Source organism: Rhizobium sp. C1 (genome assembly GCF_021026335.1).
In the GTDB taxonomy this organism is placed as follows: Bacteria; Pseudomonadota; Alphaproteobacteria; order Rhizobiales; family Rhizobiaceae; genus Ensifer_A.
Genome location: NZ_JAJNCY010000009.1, coordinates 119,262 through 142,806, shown reverse-complemented (window position 1 = coordinate 142,806; position 23,545 = coordinate 119,262). Strand labels below are relative to the sequence as shown.

General features: G+C 62.8%; 21 protein-coding genes. 9 read left to right on the top strand and 12 right to left on the bottom strand.

Annotated features, from left to right (window positions below; genetic code table 11):
- Positions 1-156: 156 nt before the first annotated feature.
- Entirely contained in the window at positions 157-642 is a 486-nt protein-coding gene (locus tag LQK83_RS17890; protein ID WP_230838758.1) for a DUF523 domain-containing protein, read from the top strand.
- A gap of 4 nt (positions 643-646) precedes the next feature.
- Here LQK83_RS17890 and LQK83_RS17885 read toward each other — a convergent pair whose 3' ends face one another.
- The 3 genes from LQK83_RS17885 to purD form a co-directional block, all read right to left on the bottom strand.
- Positions 647-2,026 carry an MATE family efflux transporter gene (locus LQK83_RS17885; protein ID WP_230838757.1) on the bottom strand — a complete coding sequence of 460 codons (1,380 nt, stop codon included), beginning with the start codon at positions 2,024-2,026 and terminating at the stop codon, positions 647-649.
- A 218-nt stretch (positions 2,027-2,244) separates the two neighbouring features.
- Positions 2,245-2,760, bottom strand: a complete 516-nt coding sequence (locus tag LQK83_RS17880) for a plant virulence effector HPE1-like domain-containing protein (protein ID WP_230838756.1) — start codon at positions 2,758-2,760, stop codon at positions 2,245-2,247.
- A gap of 181 nt (positions 2,761-2,941) precedes the next feature.
- The gene (gene purD, locus LQK83_RS17875; RefSeq protein WP_230838755.1) at positions 2,942-4,222 is read right to left on the bottom strand and encodes a phosphoribosylamine--glycine ligase; all 1,281 of its coding nucleotides are present in this window, start codon (positions 4,220-4,222) and stop codon (positions 2,942-2,944) included.
- Between the two features lie 151 nt (positions 4,223-4,373).
- Between purD and ubiA the strand changes: the two genes are divergently transcribed.
- On the top strand, positions 4,374-5,327 hold the full coding sequence (gene ubiA / locus LQK83_RS17870) for a 4-hydroxybenzoate octaprenyltransferase (protein ID WP_230838754.1): 954 nt from the start codon (positions 4,374-4,376) through the stop codon (positions 5,325-5,327).
- Between the two features lie 104 nt (positions 5,328-5,431).
- Here ubiA and LQK83_RS17865 read toward each other — a convergent pair whose 3' ends face one another.
- Positions 5,432-6,004, bottom strand: a complete 573-nt coding sequence (locus LQK83_RS17865) for a DUF6101 family protein (protein WP_442966792.1) — start codon at positions 6,002-6,004, stop codon at positions 5,432-5,434.
- Between the two features lie 266 nt (positions 6,005-6,270).
- On the opposite strand from LQK83_RS17865, the gene LQK83_RS17860 reads away from it, so the two are divergent.
- From LQK83_RS17860 to modC, 4 genes are all read left to right on the top strand, one after another.
- A complete protein-coding gene (locus LQK83_RS17860) occupies positions 6,271-8,475 on the top strand; it encodes a DUF1217 domain-containing protein (protein ID WP_230838753.1) in 2,205 nt (734 codons plus the stop codon).
- A gap of 79 nt (positions 8,476-8,554) precedes the next feature.
- Positions 8,555-9,337, top strand: coding sequence for a molybdate ABC transporter substrate-binding protein (modA, locus tag LQK83_RS17855; protein ID WP_442966791.1), 783 nt, complete (start codon positions 8,555-8,557; stop codon positions 9,335-9,337).
- 21 nt (positions 9,338-9,358) lie between these two features.
- Positions 9,359-10,057, top strand: a complete 699-nt coding sequence (modB, locus tag LQK83_RS17850; protein WP_230838752.1) for a molybdate ABC transporter permease subunit — start codon at positions 9,359-9,361, stop codon at positions 10,055-10,057.
- Positions 10,050-11,144 (top strand): molybdenum ABC transporter ATP-binding protein, encoded by a 1,095-nt coding sequence (gene modC / locus LQK83_RS17845; protein WP_230838751.1) that lies wholly within the window; start codon positions 10,050-10,052, stop codon positions 11,142-11,144. The genes modB and modC overlap by 8 nt, the downstream gene beginning before the upstream one ends.
- On the opposite strand, the gene LQK83_RS17840 is transcribed toward modC, so the two are convergent.
- The 5 genes from LQK83_RS17840 to LQK83_RS17820 form a co-directional block, all read right to left on the bottom strand.
- Positions 11,126-12,298, bottom strand: a complete 1,173-nt coding sequence (locus LQK83_RS17840; RefSeq protein WP_230838750.1) for a YbfB/YjiJ family MFS transporter — start codon at positions 12,296-12,298, stop codon at positions 11,126-11,128. The two genes, modC and LQK83_RS17840, sit on opposite strands and share 19 nt — an antisense overlap.
- A gap of 135 nt (positions 12,299-12,433) precedes the next feature.
- Positions 12,434-12,808 (bottom strand): winged helix-turn-helix domain-containing protein, encoded by a 375-nt coding sequence (locus LQK83_RS17835; RefSeq protein ID WP_230838749.1) that lies wholly within the window; start codon positions 12,806-12,808, stop codon positions 12,434-12,436.
- Positions 12,805-14,220 carry an FAD-binding oxidoreductase gene (locus tag LQK83_RS17830; protein ID WP_230838748.1) on the bottom strand — a complete coding sequence of 472 codons (1,416 nt, stop codon included), beginning with the start codon at positions 14,218-14,220 and terminating at the stop codon, positions 12,805-12,807. The genes LQK83_RS17835 and LQK83_RS17830 overlap by 4 nt, the downstream gene beginning before the upstream one ends.
- A 2-nt stretch (positions 14,221-14,222) precedes the next feature.
- Positions 14,223-15,200 carry an L-threonylcarbamoyladenylate synthase gene (locus tag LQK83_RS17825; RefSeq protein ID WP_230838747.1) on the bottom strand — a complete coding sequence of 326 codons (978 nt, stop codon included), beginning with the start codon at positions 15,198-15,200 and terminating at the stop codon, positions 14,223-14,225.
- A gap of 84 nt (positions 15,201-15,284) precedes the next feature.
- On the bottom strand, positions 15,285-15,896 hold the full coding sequence (locus tag LQK83_RS17820) for a DUF6656 family protein (protein WP_230838746.1): 612 nt from the start codon (positions 15,894-15,896) through the stop codon (positions 15,285-15,287).
- A 242-nt stretch (positions 15,897-16,138) separates the two neighbouring features.
- Between LQK83_RS17820 and LQK83_RS17815 the strand changes: the two genes are divergently transcribed.
- Together LQK83_RS17815 and LQK83_RS17810 are read left to right on the top strand one after the other, a co-directional pair.
- Positions 16,139-17,926, top strand: coding sequence for an acyl-CoA dehydrogenase (locus tag LQK83_RS17815; protein WP_230838745.1), 1,788 nt, complete (start codon positions 16,139-16,141; stop codon positions 17,924-17,926).
- Positions 17,927-17,948: 22 nt separating this feature from the next.
- Positions 17,949-18,707: a crotonase/enoyl-CoA hydratase family protein gene (locus LQK83_RS17810; protein WP_230838744.1), complete on the top strand. Its 759-nt coding sequence runs from the start codon at positions 17,949-17,951 to the stop codon at positions 18,705-18,707.
- 51 nt (positions 18,708-18,758) lie between these two features.
- Here the strand turns inward: LQK83_RS17810 and LQK83_RS17805 are convergent, their stop codons facing one another.
- From LQK83_RS17805 to LQK83_RS17795, 3 genes are all read right to left on the bottom strand, one after another.
- Positions 18,759-19,340 carry an exopolysaccharide biosynthesis protein gene (locus LQK83_RS17805; protein ID WP_230838743.1) on the bottom strand — a complete coding sequence of 194 codons (582 nt, stop codon included), beginning with the start codon at positions 19,338-19,340 and terminating at the stop codon, positions 18,759-18,761.
- Between the two features lie 89 nt (positions 19,341-19,429).
- Positions 19,430-20,680 carry a class I SAM-dependent RNA methyltransferase gene (locus tag LQK83_RS17800; protein ID WP_269065724.1) on the bottom strand — a complete coding sequence of 417 codons (1,251 nt, stop codon included), beginning with the start codon at positions 20,678-20,680 and terminating at the stop codon, positions 19,430-19,432.
- A 5-nt stretch (positions 20,681-20,685) separates the two neighbouring features.
- On the bottom strand, positions 20,686-21,435 hold the full coding sequence (locus LQK83_RS17795) for a TlyA family RNA methyltransferase (protein WP_230838741.1): 750 nt from the start codon (positions 21,433-21,435) through the stop codon (positions 20,686-20,688).
- 232 nt (positions 21,436-21,667) lie between these two features.
- Here LQK83_RS17795 and LQK83_RS17790 point away from each other — a divergent pair, with 232 nt between their 5' ends.
- Positions 21,668-23,518 (top strand): methyl-accepting chemotaxis protein, encoded by a 1,851-nt coding sequence (locus LQK83_RS17790; RefSeq protein WP_230838740.1) that lies wholly within the window; start codon positions 21,668-21,670, stop codon positions 23,516-23,518.
- Positions 23,519-23,545: the final 27 nt, after the last annotated feature.

Below are 23,545 nucleotides of genomic sequence, written 5' to 3'. Positions count from 1 at the left end.
CTCCCCCACCAGGGGGGAGATGGGGTGTGTGCCAGACCCTCTTGCTCCAATCTCCCCCTTGGTGGGGGAGAAAGCGATTTCAACATCTTAGCTTCAGCTAAGTGTTAGAAATCGCAAGAGAGGGGGAATTCCCCTGTTGCACCAGAGGAGCATTGATTGAAAATCCTCATCAGCGCCTGCCTCCACGGCCAGCCCGTCCGTTACGACGGTCAGGCGAAAACCCTTGACCATCCCCTTGTCGCCCGCTGGCGCGAAGAAGGCCGCCTTGTCGCCATCTGTCCGGAACTTGCCGGCGGCTTCGATACCCCGCGCCTGCCGGCCGAAATCGAGTGGGGTATGACCGGCGCCGATGTTCTGGCCGGTCGCGCCCGTGTTCTCGAAAGCGGCGGCAGAGATGTGACTGCCGCCTATCTCGATGGCGCGAAGGCAGCACTCGATCTCGCACGCCAGACCGGCTGCGTGGCCGCCCTTCTCATCGATGGCAGCCCCTCCTGCGGGTCGCGGGCGATCTATGACGGCACGTTTTCCGGCGTGAAACATGTAGGCGAGGGCGTGACGGCGGCCCTGTTTGCCGCCGCCGGCCTGCCGGTGTTTTCGCATCTGGAGGTGGAGGCGCTGGCGGAGTTTCTCCGCGAGGCGTGATGCGTCACGCCTTCCCGTAAAACATCCCCAGCCGCGCGCCCGTCTTGCCCGCCGCCTGCCGCAGCGCCAGCGCGACGATCACCAGCATCACCAGATCGCCCGCCGGCGAGGCAAGCCAGATGCCCTTTTCGCCGACCGCGAAGGGCAGCGCCAGAATGAGCGGAACCGAGAGCAGATAGGGCTTGGTCAGGCTCAAGAGCCCCGCCATCCGCGCCTGCCCGAGCGCCTGGAAATAGCCGGCCAGCACGTTCATCGGCGCATAGATGACATAGGTCGCCATCGCGTAGGGCAGAAGCCGCGCCACTTCGGCAATGACGGCGGGATTGTCAACAAAGATGCGGCCGACTGCGCCCGGAAACAAGACCAGAACGCCCTCCAGCACCGCAGCATAGATAAGCGCAGCACAGAGCGCGAAGATCGCCGTGCGGTCGGAGCGGGCATAGAGCCCGGCACCGTAATTGTTGCCGGCAATGCTCTGTGCGGCGAGGTTCAGGCCGAGCAGCGGCAGGAAGGCGAAGCTCATGATGCGCACGACGATGCCATAGGCGGCGATCGTGTCGGCATAGTTCGCCCCCGCCCAGGACTGCACGCTGGCGATGATCGCGGTCGAGGCAAGCGCGATGCCGACAAAGGAGAGCGATGGCGGCAGGCCGAGCCGGATGATTTCGCCCCAATGCGCCGCGGTCCGGAATCCTTCCGGCGCGACAAACGTCAGCGGCAGCCGTCCACGCAAGCGGATCACGAGCACAACCGCGAGCGCGAGCGCCTGCGCCGCAATCGTCCCCGCCGCCGAACCGGCGGTGCCATAGCCGAGACGCCCGATCAGGATGTAGTTGAACAGGATGTTGAGAAGCGTCGCGGCCACCGCCAGCATCGCCATCAGCCCCGCCTTGCCTTCCGAGCGCAGCGTATCGCCCTGCAGCGACAGGAAGAAGGTGATGGGTGCGGCATAGATGGTGATCGCCATGAAGCGCCAGCCCTGTTCGGCAAGGCCGGCATCATGGTTGGCCGCGAGCAGAATCGCCCGCCAGCCGAGGAGCGCGAAGAGCACGGTGAGCATCAGCCAGAAGCCGAGCGCCAGAAAATGCGCGGACAGGAAGACCGATTGCGCGCGTTCCCGTTCGCCGGCACCCAGCGCGCGGGCAACCTGGCTCGCCATGCCCGCACCGGCCATGGTGGTCAGCGCGATCATCAGCATGGAGATCGGGAAGGTCAGCGTCACGGCGGTCAGCGCATCGGCGCCTGCATAGACGCCAAGGAAGAAGGCATCGACCACGGAAAAAAGTCCGTTGACGACCATCACAAGGATCATCGGCAGCGCGGTGCGCACGAACAGCGCGCCGATGGGTGCATGAAGAAAGGGATTGGAATTCGGGTTTTGCATGACAGCAAGCTCGCTTTGTCACCCGGTGTCCAGTGGTGCCCGCATTGCCACAAGTCGGGTGGTTTCGAACTTGTTTGCTTCTGTCGATCTTGCTTCACCGGATTGCGGGCGGCAGGCGCAAGACGCCTGTGCTTTAGATAGGCTCGCGCAGATGAGCTGTCAAACGTAAAAGGCCGCCTCCTCGGCGGCCTTGCCATCAATGTGTCTGCGGGCTTTTTTCAGCGCAGGCGCAGCGTCAACTGGCTGGGGTCGAAACTGGCAGTCTCCGTGCTCAGCGCCGCCGTGGTGGCTTCGCGGTCAATGCCGGGGAGGGGGCGAGCGCCGCGCTCGTCGGGGGGCAGGATCGAGGCGGACTTCATGTCGATGGCCTGCAGCTGCGCCTGGCGCGCTGCCTGCTTGGCCTCGTGCGCCTTCTTTTCGATAGCCGCCATTTCTTCGATGAGCTGTGCCTGCGTCTTAGACGTTGTCGTCACCGGCGAGCCGCCGAGAAACTTGTCGACACGCACGACCTGCGGCTTGCCGTTCTCGTCGACGATCTCCATGGAGGCGACGCCGTTCAGTTGGGGAACCTGATAGTTGCGCTTGCGGGCCTGCGCCGACTGACAATCCTCGCAGGACACCGTCATGATGCTTCCGTCGCCGTCAATCTGGCCGGTCTTCACCTTTTCGATCGACGCTGCACAGGCAGGAAAGGCTGCCGAAGCCATCAGGGTCGCGAACAGAAATGCGCGCATACTCAGAACTCCCTCAAGACATGCCGCGCAAAGCTTTGCCCCGGTTTTGCGGCAGCGGCATGCGAAAAACACGCACCTGAGGCACAGACGCGAGACCAAGGCTCGCACCCGTCTTCAGGTTATGAAGGAACTGTAGCAGCCCAAGCTTTACAACCGGTCAGCAGAAAGAGTTAACGCGGGATTAATTTTCGCCCTGGTTTTCACGGGCAACCGCGCGCCAGCCGATATCGTGGCGCATGAAACCGTTCGGCCAGTCGACCTGATCGGCCATGGCATAGGCGCGCGCCTGCGCTTCCGTCACGTTTTGTCCGAACGCCGTGACATTGAGTACGCGACCGCCGGTGGCGACAAGCGCGCCGTCCTTCAGCGCCGTGCCGGCATGGAAGATGCGCTGCGTCTCGGTCGGCTGCGGCAGCGCGGCAATCGGCGTGTTCTTCTCATATGACCCTGGATAGCCCTTCGAAGCCATCACGACAGTCAGCGCTGTCTCGTCGCGCCATTCCGCGCTGGCGTCTTGCAGCCGGCCTTCTGCCGTGGCGAGCAGCAGGTCCAGCAGATCCGACTTCAGCCGCATCATCAGTACCTGGCATTCCGGATCGCCGAAGCGGACATTGTATTCGATGAGCTCAGGACCCTTGGCGGTGATCATGAGGCCGGCAAAGAAGACGCCGGAGAAGGGGTGTCCGTCGGCCGCCATGCCACGCATCGTCGGCTCGATGATCTCCTTCATCGTCCGCTCGACGATCTCGGGCGTCATCACCGGGGCAGGGGAATAGGCGCCCATGCCGCCCGTGTTCGGACCGGTGTCGCCGTCGCCGACGCGCTTGTGGTCCTGAGCGGAGGCCAGCGCCAGCAGCGTCGTGCCGTCGCAGAGGCAGAAGAAGGAGGCCTCTTCACCATCGAGATAGGCCTCGACCACGACTTCCGCGCCTGCTTCACCAAATGCGCCCTCGAAACAATCATCAATGGCGGCGCATGCCTCGTCCACGGTCATGGCGACCGTCACGCCCTTGCCGGCAGCCAGTCCGTCCGCCTTCACCACAATGGGAGCGCCCTCAGCCCGCACATAGGCCTTGGCTTTCGGCGCATTGTTGAAGCGCTGATAGGCGCCGGTCGGGATATTGTATTTGGCGCAGAGATCCTTGGTGAAGCCCTTCGAGCCCTCAAGCTGTGCGGCAGCGGCAGAGGGACCGAAGACGGCAATGCCTTCGGCGCGCAGCGCGTCGGACAGTCCTGCGACCAGCGGCGCTTCCGGCCCGACGACGACGAAGGGGATCGACTTTTCGCGGCAGAATGAAATGACGGCGGCGTGATCATCGACATTCAGCGTCACGCAGGTCGCGCATTCGGCAATGCCCGGATTGCCGGGGGCGGCGTAAAGGGTCGTCAGCTTCGGCGATTGCGCGATCTTCCATGCCAGCGCATGCTCGCGTCCACCAGAACCGATCAAGAGCACGTTCATTTGAGCCTCCGTCGCCAAAACCCTTTGGCGCAGCCGTTAAGGGCGGCGGCGGGCAACGTCAAGGGCCGGTGTCAGATCGATGGTGTGCTTTTCCGGGCAAACGGGGCCGGATGTCTTGACGCCCGCCCGCGCCGCTGCCAACAAAAGCATCATGACCAAGATCGACCAGACAGAATCCCGCGTTGCCGATGCCACCCCCGACAATTGGGTTTATCGCTGGCTGCCGCCCGCGGCCGTGCCTTACGCGCAGCTCGCGCGGCTGGATCGGCCCATCGGCTGGCAGCTTCTCATGTGGCCGTGCTTCTGGTCGGCCGGGATGGCGGCGAATGTGCAGGCGGCTTCCGGTGGCTTCCGGCTCTGGCCGTTCCTTGCCCATCTCTTTCTATTCTTCGTCGGTGCCGTCGTCATGCGCGGCGCCGGCTGCACGTATAACGATCTCATTGATCACGAGATTGATGCCCAGGTGGCGCGGACGCGATCCCGTCCGCTGCCCTCCGGCCGTGCCACCCGTGGGCAGGCCAAGATATTCATGGTCGCGCAGGCGCTTGTCGGCCTCGTGATCCTGCTTCAGTTCAACACATTCTCGATCGTGCTCGGGATCGCCTCTCTGGCCGTTGTCGCGCTTTACCCCTTCGCCAAGCGCTTCACCGACTGGCCGCAGTTCTTCTTGGGGCTGGCCTTTTCATGGGGTGCGCTGATGGGCTGGGCCGCGGTCTTCGCAAACGTCTCGCTTGCCGCCGTCGTCATGTATATCGCGGCGGTGGCCTGGACGATCGGCTATGACTCGATCTATGCGCATCAGGACCGCGAGGATGATGCGCTGATTGGCGTTCGCTCCACCGCCCGCCTGTTCGGTGAGAACACCGCCAACTGGCTGATCGCGCTTTATGGTCTCACGCTGGCGCTTCTGGCTGCTGCCTATGCCTTGGCGCATCTCGGCGCGGTGGCATATCTGGGGCTTCTGGCGGCAGGCATCGCCTTTGTCTGGCAGATCAAGGTTCTGGATATCGATGATACGGCGCAATGCCTGAAACTCTTCCGTTTCAATCATATTGTCGGCGCCATCATCTTCGCCGGTCTGCTTCTGGCTATTCCGTTTGACTGATCGGCAAGAAGAAGGGCCGGACAAGAAAAAGGGCCGACCTTCAGGGGTAAAAGGCCGGCCCGACAGAGTGACTGGAGTCCTCTTTGAATGCTTCTTAGGTGTGTTTAGTTCCGGGCGATGATTTCCCGGCCTTCGATTTTCATGGTCACGCCCAGCTGGCCGATCGAACGGCGCACCAGGAAACGCGGGCGACGGTCGGCAAAGTAGGAGTGCCGGCGGCGCGGTGCGGAATTCTTGTTGGCGATGTTGGTGAGGTGCTCTTCGAGCGGCCGGGCAACGCCATCGGCTTCCACCATCAGCATCGGAATATTGTAGGCATCCGACCAGGAGCGCCAGTCGGCGGCGATATCGCAGAGATCGTGGGCGACGAGCAGCGGAATGCTGAGTTCGGGGTCGTCGTGATGCAGTTCCAGCGTGACGGTCACGCGGCCGTCGCCATGATCGATGGCACGGGCTGCAACGCCGCGGAAAGTGCGGGCCGGAAGCGCGAAGGAAATCGGCAGGCCGCTGGTCGGAAGAAGTTTTTTCAGCACTGCGCCACGCTCGTCGAGCGTGATCGAGACATCGCCAGCAGTCGTATGTCCAGAATAGGACACCTGCTGGGGCAAGTGTTTCGGATCGAGCCGAAAGGTTGCTCCGGCCCAGACCGGACCCATTGCTACGTTGCGCATGTTCATTTCACCCTGTTTTCCTTGAGAGCCTGGGGCTCTTCTTTCGGGGCTTTTGCCCTCTTGGTAGGGTGAATTTAGTGGCGCGATCTTCCATCCGGCTTAATATTCGCGGTTAAGAAATCTTTGCATTCCCAGATGGTTATCGAAGTCGAACCCGACACGGTTGAGGGAGTGTGAACGGGAAGGCTCGCCTTGTTCATGTGATGTTAAAGGTTTGGGCAAGGTTTCTGCGCTAGTCTGAGACTTCCAGAATTGCGCGCGGAAATCGCCCCATGGTCTCGACCTTTCTCAGCTATGACCTGATCGCCAGGGATATGACCAAGTCCTTGAACCGCGTCGCGTCGGAAGGGCAGACCAAGCGCGAGACCGATTATTTCAACGCCAATATCAGCAAGGTCACGACCGTTGATGGCTTTATGGGCGACTATCGCCTGTATTCCTATGCCATGAAGGCCTTCGGGCTCGATGATATGACCTATGCCAAGGCCTTTATGAAAAAGGTCTTGTCCAGCGACCTGACCGATCCGCAGAGTTTCGCCAACCGCCTGTCCGACCAGAAGTATCGCGATTTCGCCAATGCCTTCCAGTTCGGCAAGTCGACGGCCGCGGCCCAGACCTCGGCACAGAAGGATTCCACGGTTCAGGCCTACAAGGATCAGATTGTCCAGGAAGAAGCGGCCGTTACCACCGATACAGCCTATTACAAACAGGCGATCGGAAGCGTGAAGACGGTCGACGGCTTTATGAACAATAGCAAGCTCTACAGCTATGCGATGCAGTCCGTTGGTCTCGACCCCGACACCTATTCGCGGGATTTCATCAAGAAGGTGCTGACCAGCGACGTCAACGACAGCAACAGCTACGTCAACAAGCTGCCGACCGATACCGATGCGCGCTACATGCTGAAGCAGAAGGCGCTGGCGCTGCGCAACGCGTTCAATTTCAACACCGCGGGCGGACTGGATAGCGGAACGTCCGCGCAGAGCGCATCGCAGATCGACAAGATCACGCAGAATTACATCCTGAACGTCCCGAGCCATGTCACCCCGGCCGCGGCGCAACTCAACAACAGCTATCTGTCCGATCAGATGGGGAACGTGACCAAGGTCAGTGATATTACCGGCAATGATCGGTTGTTCTCGTTGGTCAAGACCGCACTCGGTCTTCCTTCCTCGATGATGGGGTCGACATTCCAGAATATCGTCACCAGCGATACGTCGACGAACAACAATTACGCCTACCAGCAGGGCGGTTCGGCCTGGACCGCCGTCGCCAAGATGTTCAATTTCGACACCAACGGCAATGTGAAGGCCGGCGATAAGGCCATGTCGAGCGATAATCTCAAGGCGCTGCAGAACCGTTATCTGGGCAATTATTCCAAGGAAGACGACGCCAACGACGCGGCGATATACACCTATTACGGCGCGCATGTCGGACAGGTGAACAAGGTCGATGACCTGATCAACAATACCGCGCTTTACAATTTTGCCCTGCGTTCCGTGGGCTTGTCGGCTCAGGATGAGATGCCGAGCAAGATCAAGATGGTTCTTGAAAGTGACGTCAATGATCCGAAAAGCTATGTGAACCAGCTGTCCGACAAGCGCTATGTCGCCCTGGCCAAGGAGTATAACTTCGGCAAGGATGGCAAGGCCGTCGCGCCGCGGCTCGCCCAGTCACAGGCGGAAATCTCGCTGATGGCGCAGAATTACGTCAAGATGCAAACGCGTTACGGCAACACGGCAGCCAAGACGCAGGCGACTGACGACATGAATTATTACACCAAGACCATTCAGGGCGTCGATACGGTCGACGGGCTGCTGTCCGACAGCAAGCTGGTGAAGGTCATGGTCGGCTCCTATGGTTTCGATCCGGCCAAGGTCACCAAGGATTTCCTGAAGAAGGTCTTTTCTTCCGATCTTTCTGATCCCAAGAGCTTCGCCAATACGCAACCGGACCAGCGCTGGGCCCAGATGGCCGGTGCCTTCAACTTCGACAACAATACGGGCAAAATCTCCTCTACCCCGCAGGCAGGCGCCATGGATCGTCGCGCGCGCATCGCAACGGTCGACAACTATTATCAGCAGACGCTGGAAACCGAGGCCGGCGACGACAATCCCGGAACGCGTCTGGCGCTCTATTTCCAGCGCATGGCCCCCACCATCACCTCGGCCTATGATATTCTCGCCGATCAGGCGCTCCTGCAGTTCTTCAAGACCAGCAACAACCTGCCGGACGGTTTCTCCAAGCTGCCGATCGATACACAGGCCGACAAGGTCAAGACGCTGATGAACCTCAAGGACCTGTCCGATCCCGACAAGGTCAAGACCATGGTCAAGAGGTTCACAGCCCTTTACGATGTCCAGAATGGCGGCACGAGCGGCGGTGCTTCGGCGCTGTCGATTCTCTCGTCTTCCGGCAGCGGCGCCTCCTTAAGCGCCAACACGCTGTTCACACTTTCCCAGCTCAAGCTCGGCTGACCGGTAATCGCCCATTGCCCGGTTGCGTTCCCGTGGAACTCGTTATATCCAATCAGACATAACGATATGGGAGACATTCATGCATCGTCGCAGCTTCGCCGCAGGCCTGATGGCCGTATCCATTCTCGCGCTTTCCGTTTTCCATGCTGCCGGGGCCGCCGCCGGAGAGGTCAGGGTCTTTGCCGCTGCCAGTCTGAAGAACGCACTCGACGGGATTGCGAAGGACTGGAAAGCCGAGACGGGCAACGATGTCGTTCTGACCTATGCCGCGAGCTCGGCGCTCGCCAAGCAGGTTGAGGCTGGTGCGCCCGCTGATCTCTTCATCTCCGCCGATCTGAAATGGATGGATTATCTGGCCAAGGCGGACCTCATCAAAAAGGACAGCCGCGAAAACCTGCTGGGCAACGCGCTGGTTCTGGTCGGACCGAAGGATGCGGCCAAGACTTATGAAATCACCAAGGGCTTTGACCTCGCAGGCGCGCTGTCCGGCGGACGTCTCGCCGTCGGCGCGGTCGAAAGCGTGCCCGCCGGCATCTATGCCAAGCAATCGCTGATCAGTCTCGGCGCATGGGACGCCGTCAAGGACAAGCTCGCGGAGGCTGAAAATGTCCGCGCCGCGCTTCTGCTTGTTTCGCGCGGCGAGGCTCCGCTCGGCATCGTTTATATGACCGACAGCAAGGCGGATGCGGGCGTCAAGGTTGTCGGTACCTTCCCGGAAAACGCGCACGACCCGATCATCTATCCCGTCGCCGAACTGAAAAACGCACCGGCACTGGCGGCCGAGTTCCAGAAATATCTTCGTTCCAAGAAGGCGGACGCCAGCTTCACAGGGCAGGGCTTTACGGTATTGTCCGCGAAGTGATGGCGGACAAGCGGCAGCGGAATGATACTTTCTGACGAAGACTGGGTGGCGCTGGCGATTAGCCTCAAGGTGGCCGTGGTCGCAAGCGCCGCCAGCCTGCCCTTCGGGATTGCGGTCGCGTGGCTGCTCGCGCGCAAATCCTTTCCCGGCAAGAGCGTGCTCAACGGTCTCGTCCACCTGCCGCTGATCCTGCCGCCGGTGGTCACGGGCTATATTCTGCTCATTCTTTTCGGCCGCAAGGGCGTGATCGGCAGTGTGCTCGACCAGGTCTTCGGCATCGTTCTTTCGTTCCGCTGGACGGGCGCGGCGCTCGCCGCCGCGGTCATGGGCTTTCCGCTCATGGTGCGGGCGATCCGGCTTTCCATCGAAAGCCTCGACCGGGGACTGGAATCCGCCGCCTCCACCTTGGGTGCCAGCCGTTTCGATGTGTTCCGCACCGTCACCCTGCCACTCATCATGCCCGGCATCATCACGGGAACCATTCTCGCCTTCGCCAAGGCCATGGGCGAATTCGGCGCCACCATCACCTTCGTATCCGCAATCCCCGGCGAAACCAAAACGCTCGCCGCCGCCATCTACGGCTACACGCAGGTGCCGGGCGGCGACGCGGGCGCGATGCGGCTCACGCTGATCTCGGTCGTGGTGTCGCTGGCCGCGCTGCTGGCCTCTGAGCTGCTGGCGCGCCGGGTGCAGGTCCGCACGGAGGGCCGCGATGCTTGAAATCGATATCCGTCATCGGCAAGGGGATTTCCGAATCGAGTCCGCCTTCACGACCGGCGAAGGCCTCACCGCATTGGTCGGCCCCTCAGGCTCGGGCAAGACGACGCTCGCCAACATCGCCGCTGGTCTGACCCGGCCTGAAGCAGGCCACATCACCTTCAGCGGCGAGACATGGTTCGACAGTGAGCGGAATATTTTCCTCTCCGCTGACCGCCGCCGCATCGGCTATGTGTTTCAGGAAGGGCGTCTCTTCCCGCATATGACCGTGCGGCAGAACCTGCATTATGCCCGCCACTTCCGGCCGACAAGGACGGACGAGGCTGCCGATGCCAGACTGATCGATCTTCTCGGCATCGGCCATCTGCTTGACCGCCGCCCGGCCGGTCTTTCCGGCGGCGAGAAAAGCCGCGTCGCCATCGGCCGCGCGCTCTTCTCCGCGCCGGCGCTCCTCATCATGGACGAACCGCTCTCCGCGCTTGATCCGGCGCGCAAGGCGGAAATCCTGCCGCATCTCGAATATGTCCGCGACGAGACCGGCATCCCGATCCTCTATGTCAGCCACGCGATGGAAGAAGTGGCGCGCCTCGCCAACCGTGTCGTCTCGATTTCGGGCGGCCGCGTGGTGGCGGAAGGCGAGCCGGGTGCTGTGCTCGGCGGCGCGCGCCCGATGCCGGACGACATGGAGCCCGCGACCTTCATCAGCGCCAGGATCAGCCATCATCTCGAGGGCGAAGGCCTGACCGTGGCCAATAGCAGGGCAGGAACGCTCTACCTCAGGCGCGGCGCGGCGGAGCCCGGCGACTGGGTCCGCGTGTTTATCGCCGCGCAGGACATCATCCTCGGCATTGGCGAGCCGGGCAACCTATCGGCGCTCAACCGTCTGGAGGGCAGCGTTTCGAGCGTGACCGAACGGGCCGGCAGTATCTGGGTGACGGTCGATTGCTCGGGCGAGGTCGTGCTGGCGCAGGTCACGCGCCATTCGGCGGCGCGCATGCGGCTGACGAAGGGGCAACCGGTGAGCCTGCTGTTCAAGTCCGTGTCCATCGACACCCAAGGACTATTTCGTCGTCACGAAGCCCGGCCATAGGCCCAGAGCAACACGATGCCGGTAGCCATCGTCACGGCCGCCATGACCATGCCGATGTCGTAGCTCCCCGTCACGGAAGCGATCCGGCCGACGATGGCGGGCGCGGCGATCTGCGCCACGCCGTAAGACAAGGTGAGCCGCGCCATGGCACCGGATGGGTTTTCCTTGTTGCGCTTGCCAGCGAGCGCCAGCGTCAGCGCCACAATCCCCATGAAGGTTCCTCCGAAAAGCAGCGCCCCGCCAATGGCCGCGATGGCGCTATGGCTGACGACCGGCAGCACGATCCCCACGATCTGCAACGCATAGGCCAGGATCAGCGTCGACACGTCGCCGATCCGCCGCGCCAGCCGGTCCCAGGCGAGCGTTGCCGGGATGGCGGCCAGGCCGACGACGATCCAGATGAACGGCCCGAGATGCGAGAGTTGCGGCACCTTGGCCGCGGCCGCAACGACGAAGGTTGCGCTGACAACGAAGCCGACGCCGGCGCAGAAATAGGAGAGGTTGAGCAGCCACGCGCCGGGATGTGGGACCTTCGCGGCACCCGCTGACTGGGTAGCAGCCGCACTATCCGGCGCCGGCATCCAGAACCAGGCGGGAATCAGGAGCACCAGCGTGACCGCGCCGAAGACATGCCATTGCCCGGCCCAGTCAAGCCAGCCGTTCGTCGCCATCACCAGCGCGCCGGAAAGAATAATGCCGATGGCGAGGCCGATGAAATGCAGCCCCAGCTCTGGTCGCCGCCCGTGGCGCACCAGAAAGGCGAGAACCATGCCCGAGGCCAGCAACATGCCCGAGGCCCCGCCGACGCCGGCAATATACCGCAGAACGAGCCAGACCCAGGTCTCGCTCGTCAGTCCCATGCCTGCCGTGCCGATGACACTGGCGATCAGCCCGACGCGGTAGACAAGATAGCGCCGCCGCGCATCCGAAAAGGTCGAGGCCAGCAGCGCCCCGGTCATGTAGCCGGCATAGTTGACGGTCGCGAGCAGCCCGCCAACAAAGGGCGACATCCCCGTCTGCGCCTGCATCAGCGGCAGCATCGGCGTATAGGCAAACCGCGCAATCCCCACCGTCAACAACATTGCCGCCATGCCGGCGGCCATGACCTGCCAGGGCTTGATCGTTTCTCTAGAGGCGAGGGCGATATTCGACATGGGGTTTCCGGCGTTGCTGCATGATAATGTCAGCAAGACCTAACACGTTCCCTAGTTGGGGATTATTGAACTTTTGGACAGAGACTTGTGCCTGGGGGGCGCCGTTGGAACGAAACGGTGCCCCGTCCCACCAGTCTACTCAGCCTCACCCTTCTTCACCACCGGCACTCCCAGCGCCGCCTCGATCCACTCCAGGTCGCCACCCATGGCCTTCTCCGCGCGTTTCTCCATGCTGCGAAATCGCGCCAGCAGCTCCTCGCCAAACGGCGTCAGCGTCGCCCCGCCGCCCTGCTTGCCGCCCTGGGCCTTCAGGACGACCGGCTCGCGGAACATGCCGTTCAACTCGTCGATCAGCAGCCACGCCCGGCGGTAGGACATGTTCATGGCTGCACCCGCAGAGCGGATCGAGCCATGCGTCTTGATCAGCTCCATGAGCTGCGCCTTGCCAGGCCCGAGCGGATGGTCGCCGGGCAGGGTGAGGCGCAGCTTGAAACCGACTTTTGCGCTCATTGCAGCACCTTGCCGGGGTTCATGATGCCCGCGGGGTCGAAGGCGGCCTTGATCCTGTGCATCAGGTCCATCTCGATCGGGCTGCGGATGCTGGCAAGTTCGTCGCGCTTCAGCTGGCCGATGCCGTGCTCGGCCGAAATCGAGCCGCCGTGCTTGAGCACGATGCCGTGGACGATGACGTTCACCTCGCGCCAGCGCGCGAGATAGGCCGCCTTGTCCGCGCCGACGGGTTGGGAAATGTTGTAATGGATATTGCCGTCGCCGAGATGCCCGAAGGCGCAGATGCGGGCGCCGGGAACGGCGGCCATGACCGCCTTTTCCGCCTCCGCCATGAAATCCGGCACTTGCGAGACAGGCACCGACACGTCATGCTTGATCGACCCGCCCTCCGGCTTCTGTGCATCCGACATGCTCTCGCGCATGTGCCAGATCGCCTTGCGCTGGGCCTCCGAGGCGGCGATGACCGCGTCGTCGATCAGCCCGCGCTCATAAGCCGTTTCGAGAAGCGAATTCACCATGCTCTCGGCCGTCTCTTCCGCATCCGAGGTCGAAATGTCGATCAGCGCATACCACGGATGAGCGGTCGTCAGCGGATCGCGCACATTCGGAATATGTTTCGTCGTGAATTCAACGCCGATGCGCGGCATCAGCTCGAACCCGGTCAGCGCCGTGCCGCACAGACCTGCGGCGAATTCGAAAAGCTTCAACGCATCGGCAGGGCTTTTCAGGCCGACAAAGGCCACCTGATGGCCGCGCGGGCGCGGGAAAAGCTTCAGAACCGCGCCGGTAATGACGCCGAGCGTGCCTTCCGCGCCAATAAAGAGATCGCGCAGGTCATAGCCCGTATTGTCCTTCTTGAGCCGCCGCATCCCATCCCAGATCTCGCCGGTCGGCAGCACGACTTCTAGCCCGAGGCAAAGCTGGCGCATGTTGCCATAGGCGAGAACGGCCGTGCCCCCGGCATTGGTGGAAAGGTTGCCCGCCACCCGGCACGAGCCCTCCGAGCCCAGCGACAGCGGAAACAGCCGGTCCACCGCCTCGGCGGCCTTGTGTACCTCCTCCAGAATAACGCCGCCATCGACCGCGATCACATTGGCGACCGGATCGACATCGCGAATGCGGTTGAGCCGCGCCAGCGACAGGACGACATCCTGGCCTTCCGCGCGCGGCACCCCGCCGCCGACAAGCCCCGTGCCACCGCTGACCGGCACGATGGGCGTCTTCGTCTCGCTGGCAAGCTTCAGGATCGCGGCCACCTCTTCCGTCGAGCCGGGGCGCAGAACAAGCGGCGTCACGCCGCGATAAAGCCCGCGGCCTTCGGTCAGATAGGGCTCCACATCGGCGGACGCAGTGAGGGCGTTTCCAGTTCCGACGATGGCGCTGAAACGGTCGATCAGCTCAGGGGATGGCATTCTCATTTTCCTCGCGGGGCAGCGGCACGCATCAGGCGATCATTGATCGCTTCGCCCAATCCTGTCATGGGCACGGGCGCAATCGCAATCGAAAAAGCACCCGTCCGGTCGGCGGCACGCAGCGTCGAAAACAGATTGGCGGCGGCCTCGCGCAGATTGCCGGAGGCGCTGAGATCGAACCTCGCAACCGCCTTGTCCGAATCGAGAACCGTCTGGCCGCCGAAATTGATCAGCGCTTCGCCGAGGGACACGCGGTTGGCATTGAGCCTCACCTTGGCGTCCGGCGCATAATGCGAGGCGAGCATGCCCGGCGCCTCGATGGCCGCCGTCTGGCTGACATCGCGCAGCACCCGCCCGCCAATGACGCTCTCGATATCCTCGACCGAAAGCCCGCCGGGACGAAGCAGATGAACCCCGCTCTCGTCCGATTTCACGATGGTAGACTCGACGCCCACCTTGGTCGGGCCGCCATCCAGAATGACCCGCAGCTTCTGCCCCAGATCGTCCTCGACATCGATAGCCGAGGTCGGGCTGATGCGACCGGAGGTGTTGGCGCTGGGAGCGGCGAGCGGCTTGCCGAAGCGCGCGATCAGCTTGCCCGCAAAGCCTGCCGGAACGCGCAGGCCCACGGTCGAAAGCCCGGCCGTTGCCAGCGGATGAATGGCGCTGCCGGGTTTCAGCGGCACGACCAGCGTCAGCGGCCCGGGCCAGAAGGCGAGCGCCAGCTTGCGCGATACCGCATCGAACTCGCCATACTCTTCGGCCATGGCAAGATCCGAGACATGGCAGATCAGCGGATTGAAGCGCGGCCGGCCCTTTTTCTCGTAAATGCTGGAAATGGCATAGGGGCTGGTCGCATCGGCGGCGAGTCCGTAAACGGTCTCGGTGGGGATCGCCACGGGTTCCTCGCGGCCAAGCGCCGCCAGGGCCGCGTCCATCGCGGCGTCCGATTGTGTTTCGATGTTATAGAGTGTTGCCATGCGCACCTTCCGTGCGTCTCACTACACGGCCCACCGGCTGGTATGCAATGGACGAGTTGGCCTGCAGTGGCAGGCGCGGCAATCTCAGCGGATCGCACGAATGACGGCGCGCAGCTGCTCGTTGCGCGCACCGAGCATCAGCACGTTCTTCATTGCCTGCTTCGGATCATGTGTGCGGAAGAGAACGCCATTGCCGCGCACGGCGGTGTTGACGGTCAGCTTCGGCTTCTCTCCCGTCGTGTCGGATGTCATGGCGACCGCGAAATACATCCGCCCCTGGCGCGGACTGACATGTTCGAAAAAGCTTTCCGAAGTGCCGATCTCGGCCAGGAAATTGGCGATATAGAAGCCCCAGGTGACATCGTCATATTCGGCGAACTTCGTCTTCGATGCCGTCACATGGCAATAGCCGAGATGCGGTGTCGCGGGCAGCGTGCGATGAAAGATCAGCTTGGGAAACTGGATGGCGCGGTGGAAGCTGTTCAGCCGGTCATGCGTGGTTTCGCCGGCCCGCTCGAGACGCCGCCCGGTGATGGCTGCGACCTCCTGATAGGTGAGATAGCGCTTTTCTTCCTCGACCCATGTGTCTTCGGGCCGGGCGATGCGCCCCGTGCGCAGGAATTCGGAATGCACGGCCACGGGGAGCTGTGGCTTCTTTTTCAGCTTGCTGCTGTCGAAATACCTCAGAACCGGCATGTTTAATAATTCCGCCAAGCCACCTACCTGAATTCTGCCGCAACAAGGTTAACCTTTTATTGACCGTGCATTGCCCAGGACTGGAGAAAATGGTGGCTCACCCACGCATGGTCGCGACCTGTGCAGTGCGGAAAACGGTCTTGACTTTGACGTTTACGTAAAAATAAACTAGCGGTCGGATGGATTGACAAACACGCGCTCTACCCTCGTGAATGGGCGCGAAGCGTGTCGGGAGGACATGGATGTACAAGGCGCCTGTTGAGGAAATTTCTTTCACGCTGAAGCATGTTGCAGGCTTTGGCGAAGCAATGGAGCAGGGGCTGCTTGGCGATCTGAGCGAAGACCTGCTGGATGCAATCCTGACGGAAGCCGGCCGCTTTGCCGAAGAGGAAATCGCCCCGCTGGCCGATATCGGTGACAAGCAGGGCGCGCGCCACGTCGATGGCGGCGTGAAGACGCCGGAAGGCTGGGCCGATCTTTACCGGCGCTGGGCAGAGGGCGGCTGGAATGCGCTCGCATGCCCGGAGGAGTTCGGCGGTCAGCACCTGCCGCAGTCGCTCCATATGGCGACCTTCGAAATGTGGAACGCCTGTTCGCTCGGCTTCGCCCTCGGCCCGATGCTGACGATCGGCGCAATCGAGGCGCTCAACGCCCATGCCTCCGAGGCGCTGAAGGAAAAATACCTGCCGAAGATGGTCTCCGGCGAATGGATGGGGTCGATGAACCTCACCGAACCCGGCCACGGCACCGATCTCGGCGGCATGAAGACCCGCGCCGAGCGCCGTCCCGATGGCACCTATCGCATCTTCGGCCAGAAGATCTTCATCACCTATGGCGAACACGATTTCACCGACAACATCATTCATCTCGTGCTGGCGCGCCTTCCCGATGCGCCGAAGGGCTCGAAGGGCATCTCGCTGTTCCTCGTGCCGAAGTTCTTCGTGAACGACGATGGCTCTCTCGGCGGCCGCAACGACCTGCATTGCCACTCCATCGAGCACAAGCTCGGCATCCATGGGTCCCCCACCTGCACCATGATCTATGGCGACGGCAAATTCGGTGACGAGGCCGGCGCGGTCGGCTGGCTGGTCGGAGAAGAGAACCAGGGCCTTGCCGCCATGTTCACCATGATGAACAACGAACGCCTCGGCGTCGGCATGCAGGGCGTTGGCGTCTCCGAAGCCGCGACGCAGAAGGCGACGGCCTATGCCCGCGAACGCCTGCAGGGCCGCGCGCCCGGCTGGAAGGGCGAGGGCATGAGCCCGATCATCGAACATCCCGATATCGCCCGCACGCTGCTGACCATGAAGGCGCTGACTCAAGGGTCGCGCGCCATGACCTATGCCTGCGCCTTCGCCATCGACATGGCCACGCGGCTGGAAGATCCGGAAGCCAAGCGCCACTGGCAGGAGCGCGCCAATCTGCTGACGCCGATTGCCAAGTCCTTCCCGACCGACGCCGGCGTCGAGATCGCTTCGCACGGCATTCAGGTCCATGGCGGCATGGGCTTCGTCGAGGAAACGGGTGCGGCCCGCTATTACCGCGACGTCCGCATCACGCCGATCTATGAAGGCACGAACGGCGTTCAGGCCGGCGACCTTGTCGGCCGCAAGCTGACGCAGTCCGGCGGCAATCATGTGCGCGGCTTCATCGCAGAACTGAAGGAAATTTCCGCACAGGTGCGCGCCTCCAATCTCGACGGTTTCGGCAAGACGGCCGACAAGCTCGACGCCTCCATCGCCGATCTGGAAGAAGCCTCCGAATGGCTGCTCGCGGCGCTCGCAGCCGGCAAGGCCGCGGAAGCCGCAGCCGGTGCCACCGCCTATCAGCGGCTCTGGGGTCTTACGCTGGTCGGCAGCTATCTCGCCAAGGGCGGCCTCGTCGATGCCGGCGATGGTCAGCAACCGGGCCGCATCGCGCTCTGCCGCTTTGCCGCTGAAAACCTGATCTCCGAGACCGGTTCGCTCAAGGATCGCATCATCAACGGCGCGGATGCGCTGGCCGCCGCGCGCATGTTGCTGGCGTCCTGACAATATCCGGGAGGAGGAACCCATGACCGACCATATCCTGATCGAACGTCCGGAGACGCATGAAGGCGTTATCGTCATCCGCATGAACCGCCCGGACAAGAAGAACGCGCTGACGCGGGCGATGTATGAAGCCATGGCCAATACGCTGGTCGAGGCTAACAAGGACGACAGCGTACGTGCGGTCGTCATCTTCGGCGTGCCCGGCAGCTTCTCCTCCGGCAATGACCTCGCCGACTTCATGGCCATCGCCATGGATCCGCAGGCCGGCCGCGACGTCAACCGCTTCATCTTCGAACTGGCGCGCTTCGAAAAGCCGCTTCTTTCCGGCGTCGATGGTCTTGCCATCGGCATCGGCACGACGATGAACCTGCATTGCGACATGACCTTCGCCACCGCGCGCACTGAATTCCGTACGCCCTTCGTCGATCTGGCGCTGGTGCCGGAAGCCGCCTCGTCGCTGATTGGCCCGCGCGTGATGGGCCATCAACGAGCCTTCGCCATGTTTGCCGCCGGTATCGGCTTTTCCGCCGAGGATGCACGCGAGGCCGGTCTTGTCTGGAAGATCGTCGGCGAGGAAGAGCTCGAGGCGGAAACGCTCAAGGCCGCCGATCATCTCGCCTCGCGCCCGCCCAAGGCTCTGGCACTGGCTCGCAAGCTTCTCAAGGGCTCGGTCGGCGAAGTCGAGGCGCGCATGAGCGAGGAAATGGTCCATTTCGGCAACCAGCTGAAATCGCAGGAAGCCATGCAGGCCTTTCAGGCGTTCATGAGCCGGAAGAAGTGACGGAAATGGCGGGGGTGCGCTAGCGTCCCAAGGATCCAGCCCGAAAAGCGTCTATGCCAGCAAAACCCGCTCGACAAAATAGAACGCGGCCTTGACCATGCCATAGATCACGCCACCCGCGATCACCATCGAGACGACGAAGGCGACGAGGCCCGCAAGCGTCCAGACACCGTCGCGGCCGAGGATGCCGAACGAGAAGATGCAGATCGTCAGCGCCGGCAGCATGTTGCCGAGCGGAACGGGCAGAAGCAGCACGACGGCCAAGATCAGGCAGAGCAGGCCGACGACATATTCGAACGGTGGCTCGGTAAGGAACGAGAGCCGCATCTTCAAAAGACGCTCGGCCCAGGTCAGCCATGGATGCGCCTTGTTGATGATGGTGGCAAAATCGGCTCGCGCCATGGAACGGTCGGCAATGAGCGCGGGAAGCCAGGGCTTCATGCCGAAGGTCAGCTGCGCCGCCAGAAACACCAGCGGTGCGCCGAGGATCGCAGAGGTTCCAGGCGGCGTCGGCATGACATTGGGGAAGGCGAAGACCAGCATCAATGCGCCGATGGCGCGGTCGCCCAGCGTATCGAGCAGGTGGCGGATCGAAATGCGCTCGTTGGACGTATCGTCGGCGATCTTGCGCAAGATCCGTGAGGTTCTCACCCGCCGCTTTTTCGGCGCTGTTTCTTTCAAGATACCTGCCGCCTGATCGACCATCGAAACACAAATCCTGACTATTTCTTCGGCCGCTCCAATGCAGCCACGACTTCCACATGCGGCGACCAGAGAAACTGATCGATCGGCGTGACGGCAACCACGCGATAACCCCCCGCGACCAGGATCGAAAGGTCCCGCGCGAGCGTCAGGGGATTGCAGCTTACTGCGGCAATTTTACGAACTGTTGAACGCGCCAGTTCTTTTGACTGGGTTTCGGCCCCCGCGCGCGGCGGATCGAAGACCACGGCATCGAAATTCTTCAGCTCGCTCGCCATCATCGGGCGGCGGAACAGATCGCGCCGCTCGGCGGTCACAGGCTTCAGCCCCTGACGTTTGCGCGCCGCCTGCTCCAGCGCCGTCATCGCCCGCTGATCGCCCTCGACCGCATGCACCTTCGATTTTTCAGCAAGCCTCAGCGCAAATGTACCCGACCCGGCGAAAAGATCGGCGACTGCCTTGGCCTTGCCAACAATCTCGACGACCAGTGCCGCCATGACCTCCTCGGCCTCCACCGTTGCCTGCGTGAAGCCGCCCGCCGGCGGGCTCGCTTCCGTCGTCCCGAAGCGGATGATGGGCTTGGCCGGCTCGATCAGGATTTCGCCGTCAAGGCTGACGCGGGCAATGCCGCGTAGCTTCAGGATGATTTCGATGGCCGCCTGCCGCTGCTTGTCCGAGAGCTTCGGCAGACCGTCTGCGGCAATGTCGAGCCCGGTCAGCGTTTCGAGAACCCCAAGGCGGAACGGTTCGGCATTCGGCGCCAGTGCCCGGCCGACAATGCGGATGTCATCGAGCCGCGCCACGATGGAGGGCTTCAGCACGGGACATTCCGAAATATTGACGATGTGATGGCTGCCGGCCTGATTGAAGCCGAGCAGCAATTCCTTCTCCGTTTTGCGTGCGGCAAAGATTGCCCGCCGGCGCTCGCCGGGATTTGCAGCGACCAGCGCGCCGACCTCGACATCAATGCCCTTCGAGCGCAGCGCGTTGACGACGAGGCCGCGCTTGAACTCGGCATAAAGCGCTGGGTTCACATGCTGCAGCGAACAGCCGCCACAGGCGCCGTTCTCGCCATCCGGCCCGAAATGCCGACAGACCGGTGCGATGCGGTCGGGCGAGGGCTCGGTGATCGCCATGATCGTGCCCTGCGATTTTTCGACAGCCACCTTGAGCCGGTCGCCGGGATGGGCGAAGGGCACGTAAACCGGGCCGTTTGCGGTTTCGGCAATACCGTCGCCTTCCGCGCCGAGCCGCGTGATATCGAGTGTCATTGCGCTCACGCCTTGCGACCTCCAAGCAGATATTCGTGGTTACCGTCGCCTCCGGAAATGGGAGAGGCGGTGATGCCGATGGGTGTCCAGCCGGGCTGTGTCGCCAGCCATTCGGCCATGTCGGCGGCAATGCGCTCGCCGGCGGAGGCGTCCTTCAGGATACCGCCCTTTCCGATCGCCTCGCGGCCCGCCTCGAATTGCGGCTTGACCAGCAGCACACAGAAGGCGCCGGGCGCCGCCAGCGACAGGGCAGGCGGCAGCGCAAGCTTCAGCGAGATGAAGGAAACATCCGAAACCACCGCGCTGAGGGGGCGGCCTCCGACATGCGTCGCGTCGAGCTCGCGCGCGTTCAGCCCTTCCAGATTGGTGATGCGCGCATGGCCGGCGAGGCTTTGGTGCAGCTGGTCATGTCCGACATCGACTGCGGTGACGTGGCGCGCGCCGCGCTCGAGAAGGACCTGCGTGAAGCCGCCCGTCGAGGCGCCGATGTCCAGACAGTCGAGGCCGTCGGGCGAGAACCCGAAATGGTCGAGCCCCGCAATCAGCTTCAGCGCCGCGCGCGAGACATAGGCCTGCGCCGGATCGTCGATCTCGATGGCTGCAGAGGCGGAAACCGCCTGCCCCGGCTTCGTGACCGGCTTGCCGTCGATCCGCACCGTGCCGCGCGCAATCGCGTCGCGGGCGCGCGACCGGGTCGCAAAATGGCCCTGCGCGACGAGCATCTGGTCGAGCCGCTGTTGATCATGTGTTGTCATGCCGCCGTCTTGGCCTGCGCTTTTGAACAACGCAAGGAAATTCGAAAACTGCCAACGGGGTGTGGTCCCGGACCTCGTGAGGCAGCTCATGTTAGAAATCACTATAAATCATTGAAAACGAATGGAATTTGACAAATATCAATTTCCTATTTTAACATACCTTAACGGATTTCTGGATAGTGTGGCTCATGTAAAGGCTTCGCCCCAAGCGCGGAGCGGCTGGAGCTTGCCCATGTTGTCCACACTTCGCGCGCTTCCCTTGACGGCGCAAATCCTGTTGAGCGTCTCGGCCGTGCTGATCGCCGGCGAAACAATCAAGGTCGTGACCGACATTGCAGGCGACAAGCGGCGCATCGAGACGAATGGCGAGCTGCGCGGCAATGCGGCTCTGGACATGCTCGAGGCAGTCCATGTCCAGGCTATGCTCAATCGCGGCCAGATCGAGGATGGCGACCCGGCGGTGGAAACGCTCAACGGCACGATGGCGCAGTTTTCCAAATCGAATGCCGGCATCGGCATCTGGATCGTCATGGGCGACAAGGTCCTGAACTTCCAGAAGCAGCAGGGCGGACGCCAGCTGCCGGCGCATGACGATTTCGACAAGCAGGTCCTGTCCTCGAAGGAGCGCGCCGCAACCGTCGCCAACGGCACGACACTGCGCCTCTCGCGGCCGGTTATTCTGGGACAGGGGAGTGCGGCGGATGAACGCTGCGCCACCTGTCATACCGGCATGATGGACATCCAGCCGGGCGAAACCATGGGCGTCTACAGCGCCGCCGTCGATCTGGCTCCCGAATTTGCCGCCTGGAAACAGCGCCTCAACGAGCGTGTCCTGACCGGCCTCGGCACGCTGGCTGTGACGCTCGTTCTCATCTTCGGTCTTCTGCGCCTGACGACCCTTCGGCCCCTCCGCCGGCTTGCCGCGCTCACCAGCCGGCTTGCAGCCGGTGATCTCTCCATCTCCACCGGAATGGCCCGGCGCAAGGACGAGATCGGCGCGCTGGCCCGCTCGCTCGATGTCTTCCGCGATGCCTCCGCCGCCAACAAGCGGCTGGAAAAGGAGGCGGAAGAACACCGCCTGACCGCCGAGGCAGACCGGCTGGCGGCCCAGGAAAAGGCCGAAGCCGATGCCGCCGAGCGACTGCGTGTTGCTACATCCGGTCTCGCCGGCGGCCTGAAACGTCTCGCCTCCGGCGACCTCTCCGTCAGCCTCGACAGCCGCTTCGCACCCGAATTCGAGGAACTTCGAAAGGACTTCAACGAATCCGTCCGTCAACTGGGCGAAACACTGGTCGCCATCCGCGATGCCGCCGGCTCCATCGATCAGGGCAGCAACGAAATCGCCTCGGGCGTCGGCGAATTGTCGAAGCGCACCGAAAGCCAGGCGGCCTCGCTCGACGAGACGACGGAAGCGCTGGCTCAGATCACCCAGCATGTCGCCTCTTCCGCCAAGCGGGTGGCCGAAGCGCGCACCGTGGCAGCACAGGCCAATGACAGCGCCCGCAAGTCCGGCACCGTGGTGGCCAATGCCGAAGAGGCAATGGGCCGCATCGAGGAATCCTCCGCCAAGATCGCCAATATCATCAGCGTCATTGACGAAATCGCCTTCCAGACCAACCTTCTGGCGCTGAATGCCGGCGTCGAGGCCGCCCGTGCCGGTGATGCGGGCAAGGGCTTTGCGGTCGTGGCTCAGGAAGTGCGCGCACTCGCCGGACGCTCGGCCGATGCGGCGCGCGAGATCAAGGCGCTGATCGAGAATTCATCCCGTGAGGTCGCCGGCGGCGTCGCCCATGTCCGCGATACGGGCGACGCGCTCAACACGATCAGCGGCCACATCGTGGCGATCAACGAGCTGATGGACGCCATTACAAGGGCAAGCGGCGAGCAATCGACCAGCCTCGACGCCGTTAACCGCGCGCTCGGCACGCTCGATCACGTCACCCAGCAGAACGTCTCCATGGTGGAGCGCACCGATGCCGCCACGACCGGTCTCGCCAACGAGGCCTCGCATCTGCGCGACATGGTCGGCCGCTTCAAGCTTTCCGACGGGCAGTGGGTGGACCGCCGCCGCAACGCCGCCTGATCTCCTGTCCGGCTCTCTTGCCGGAAA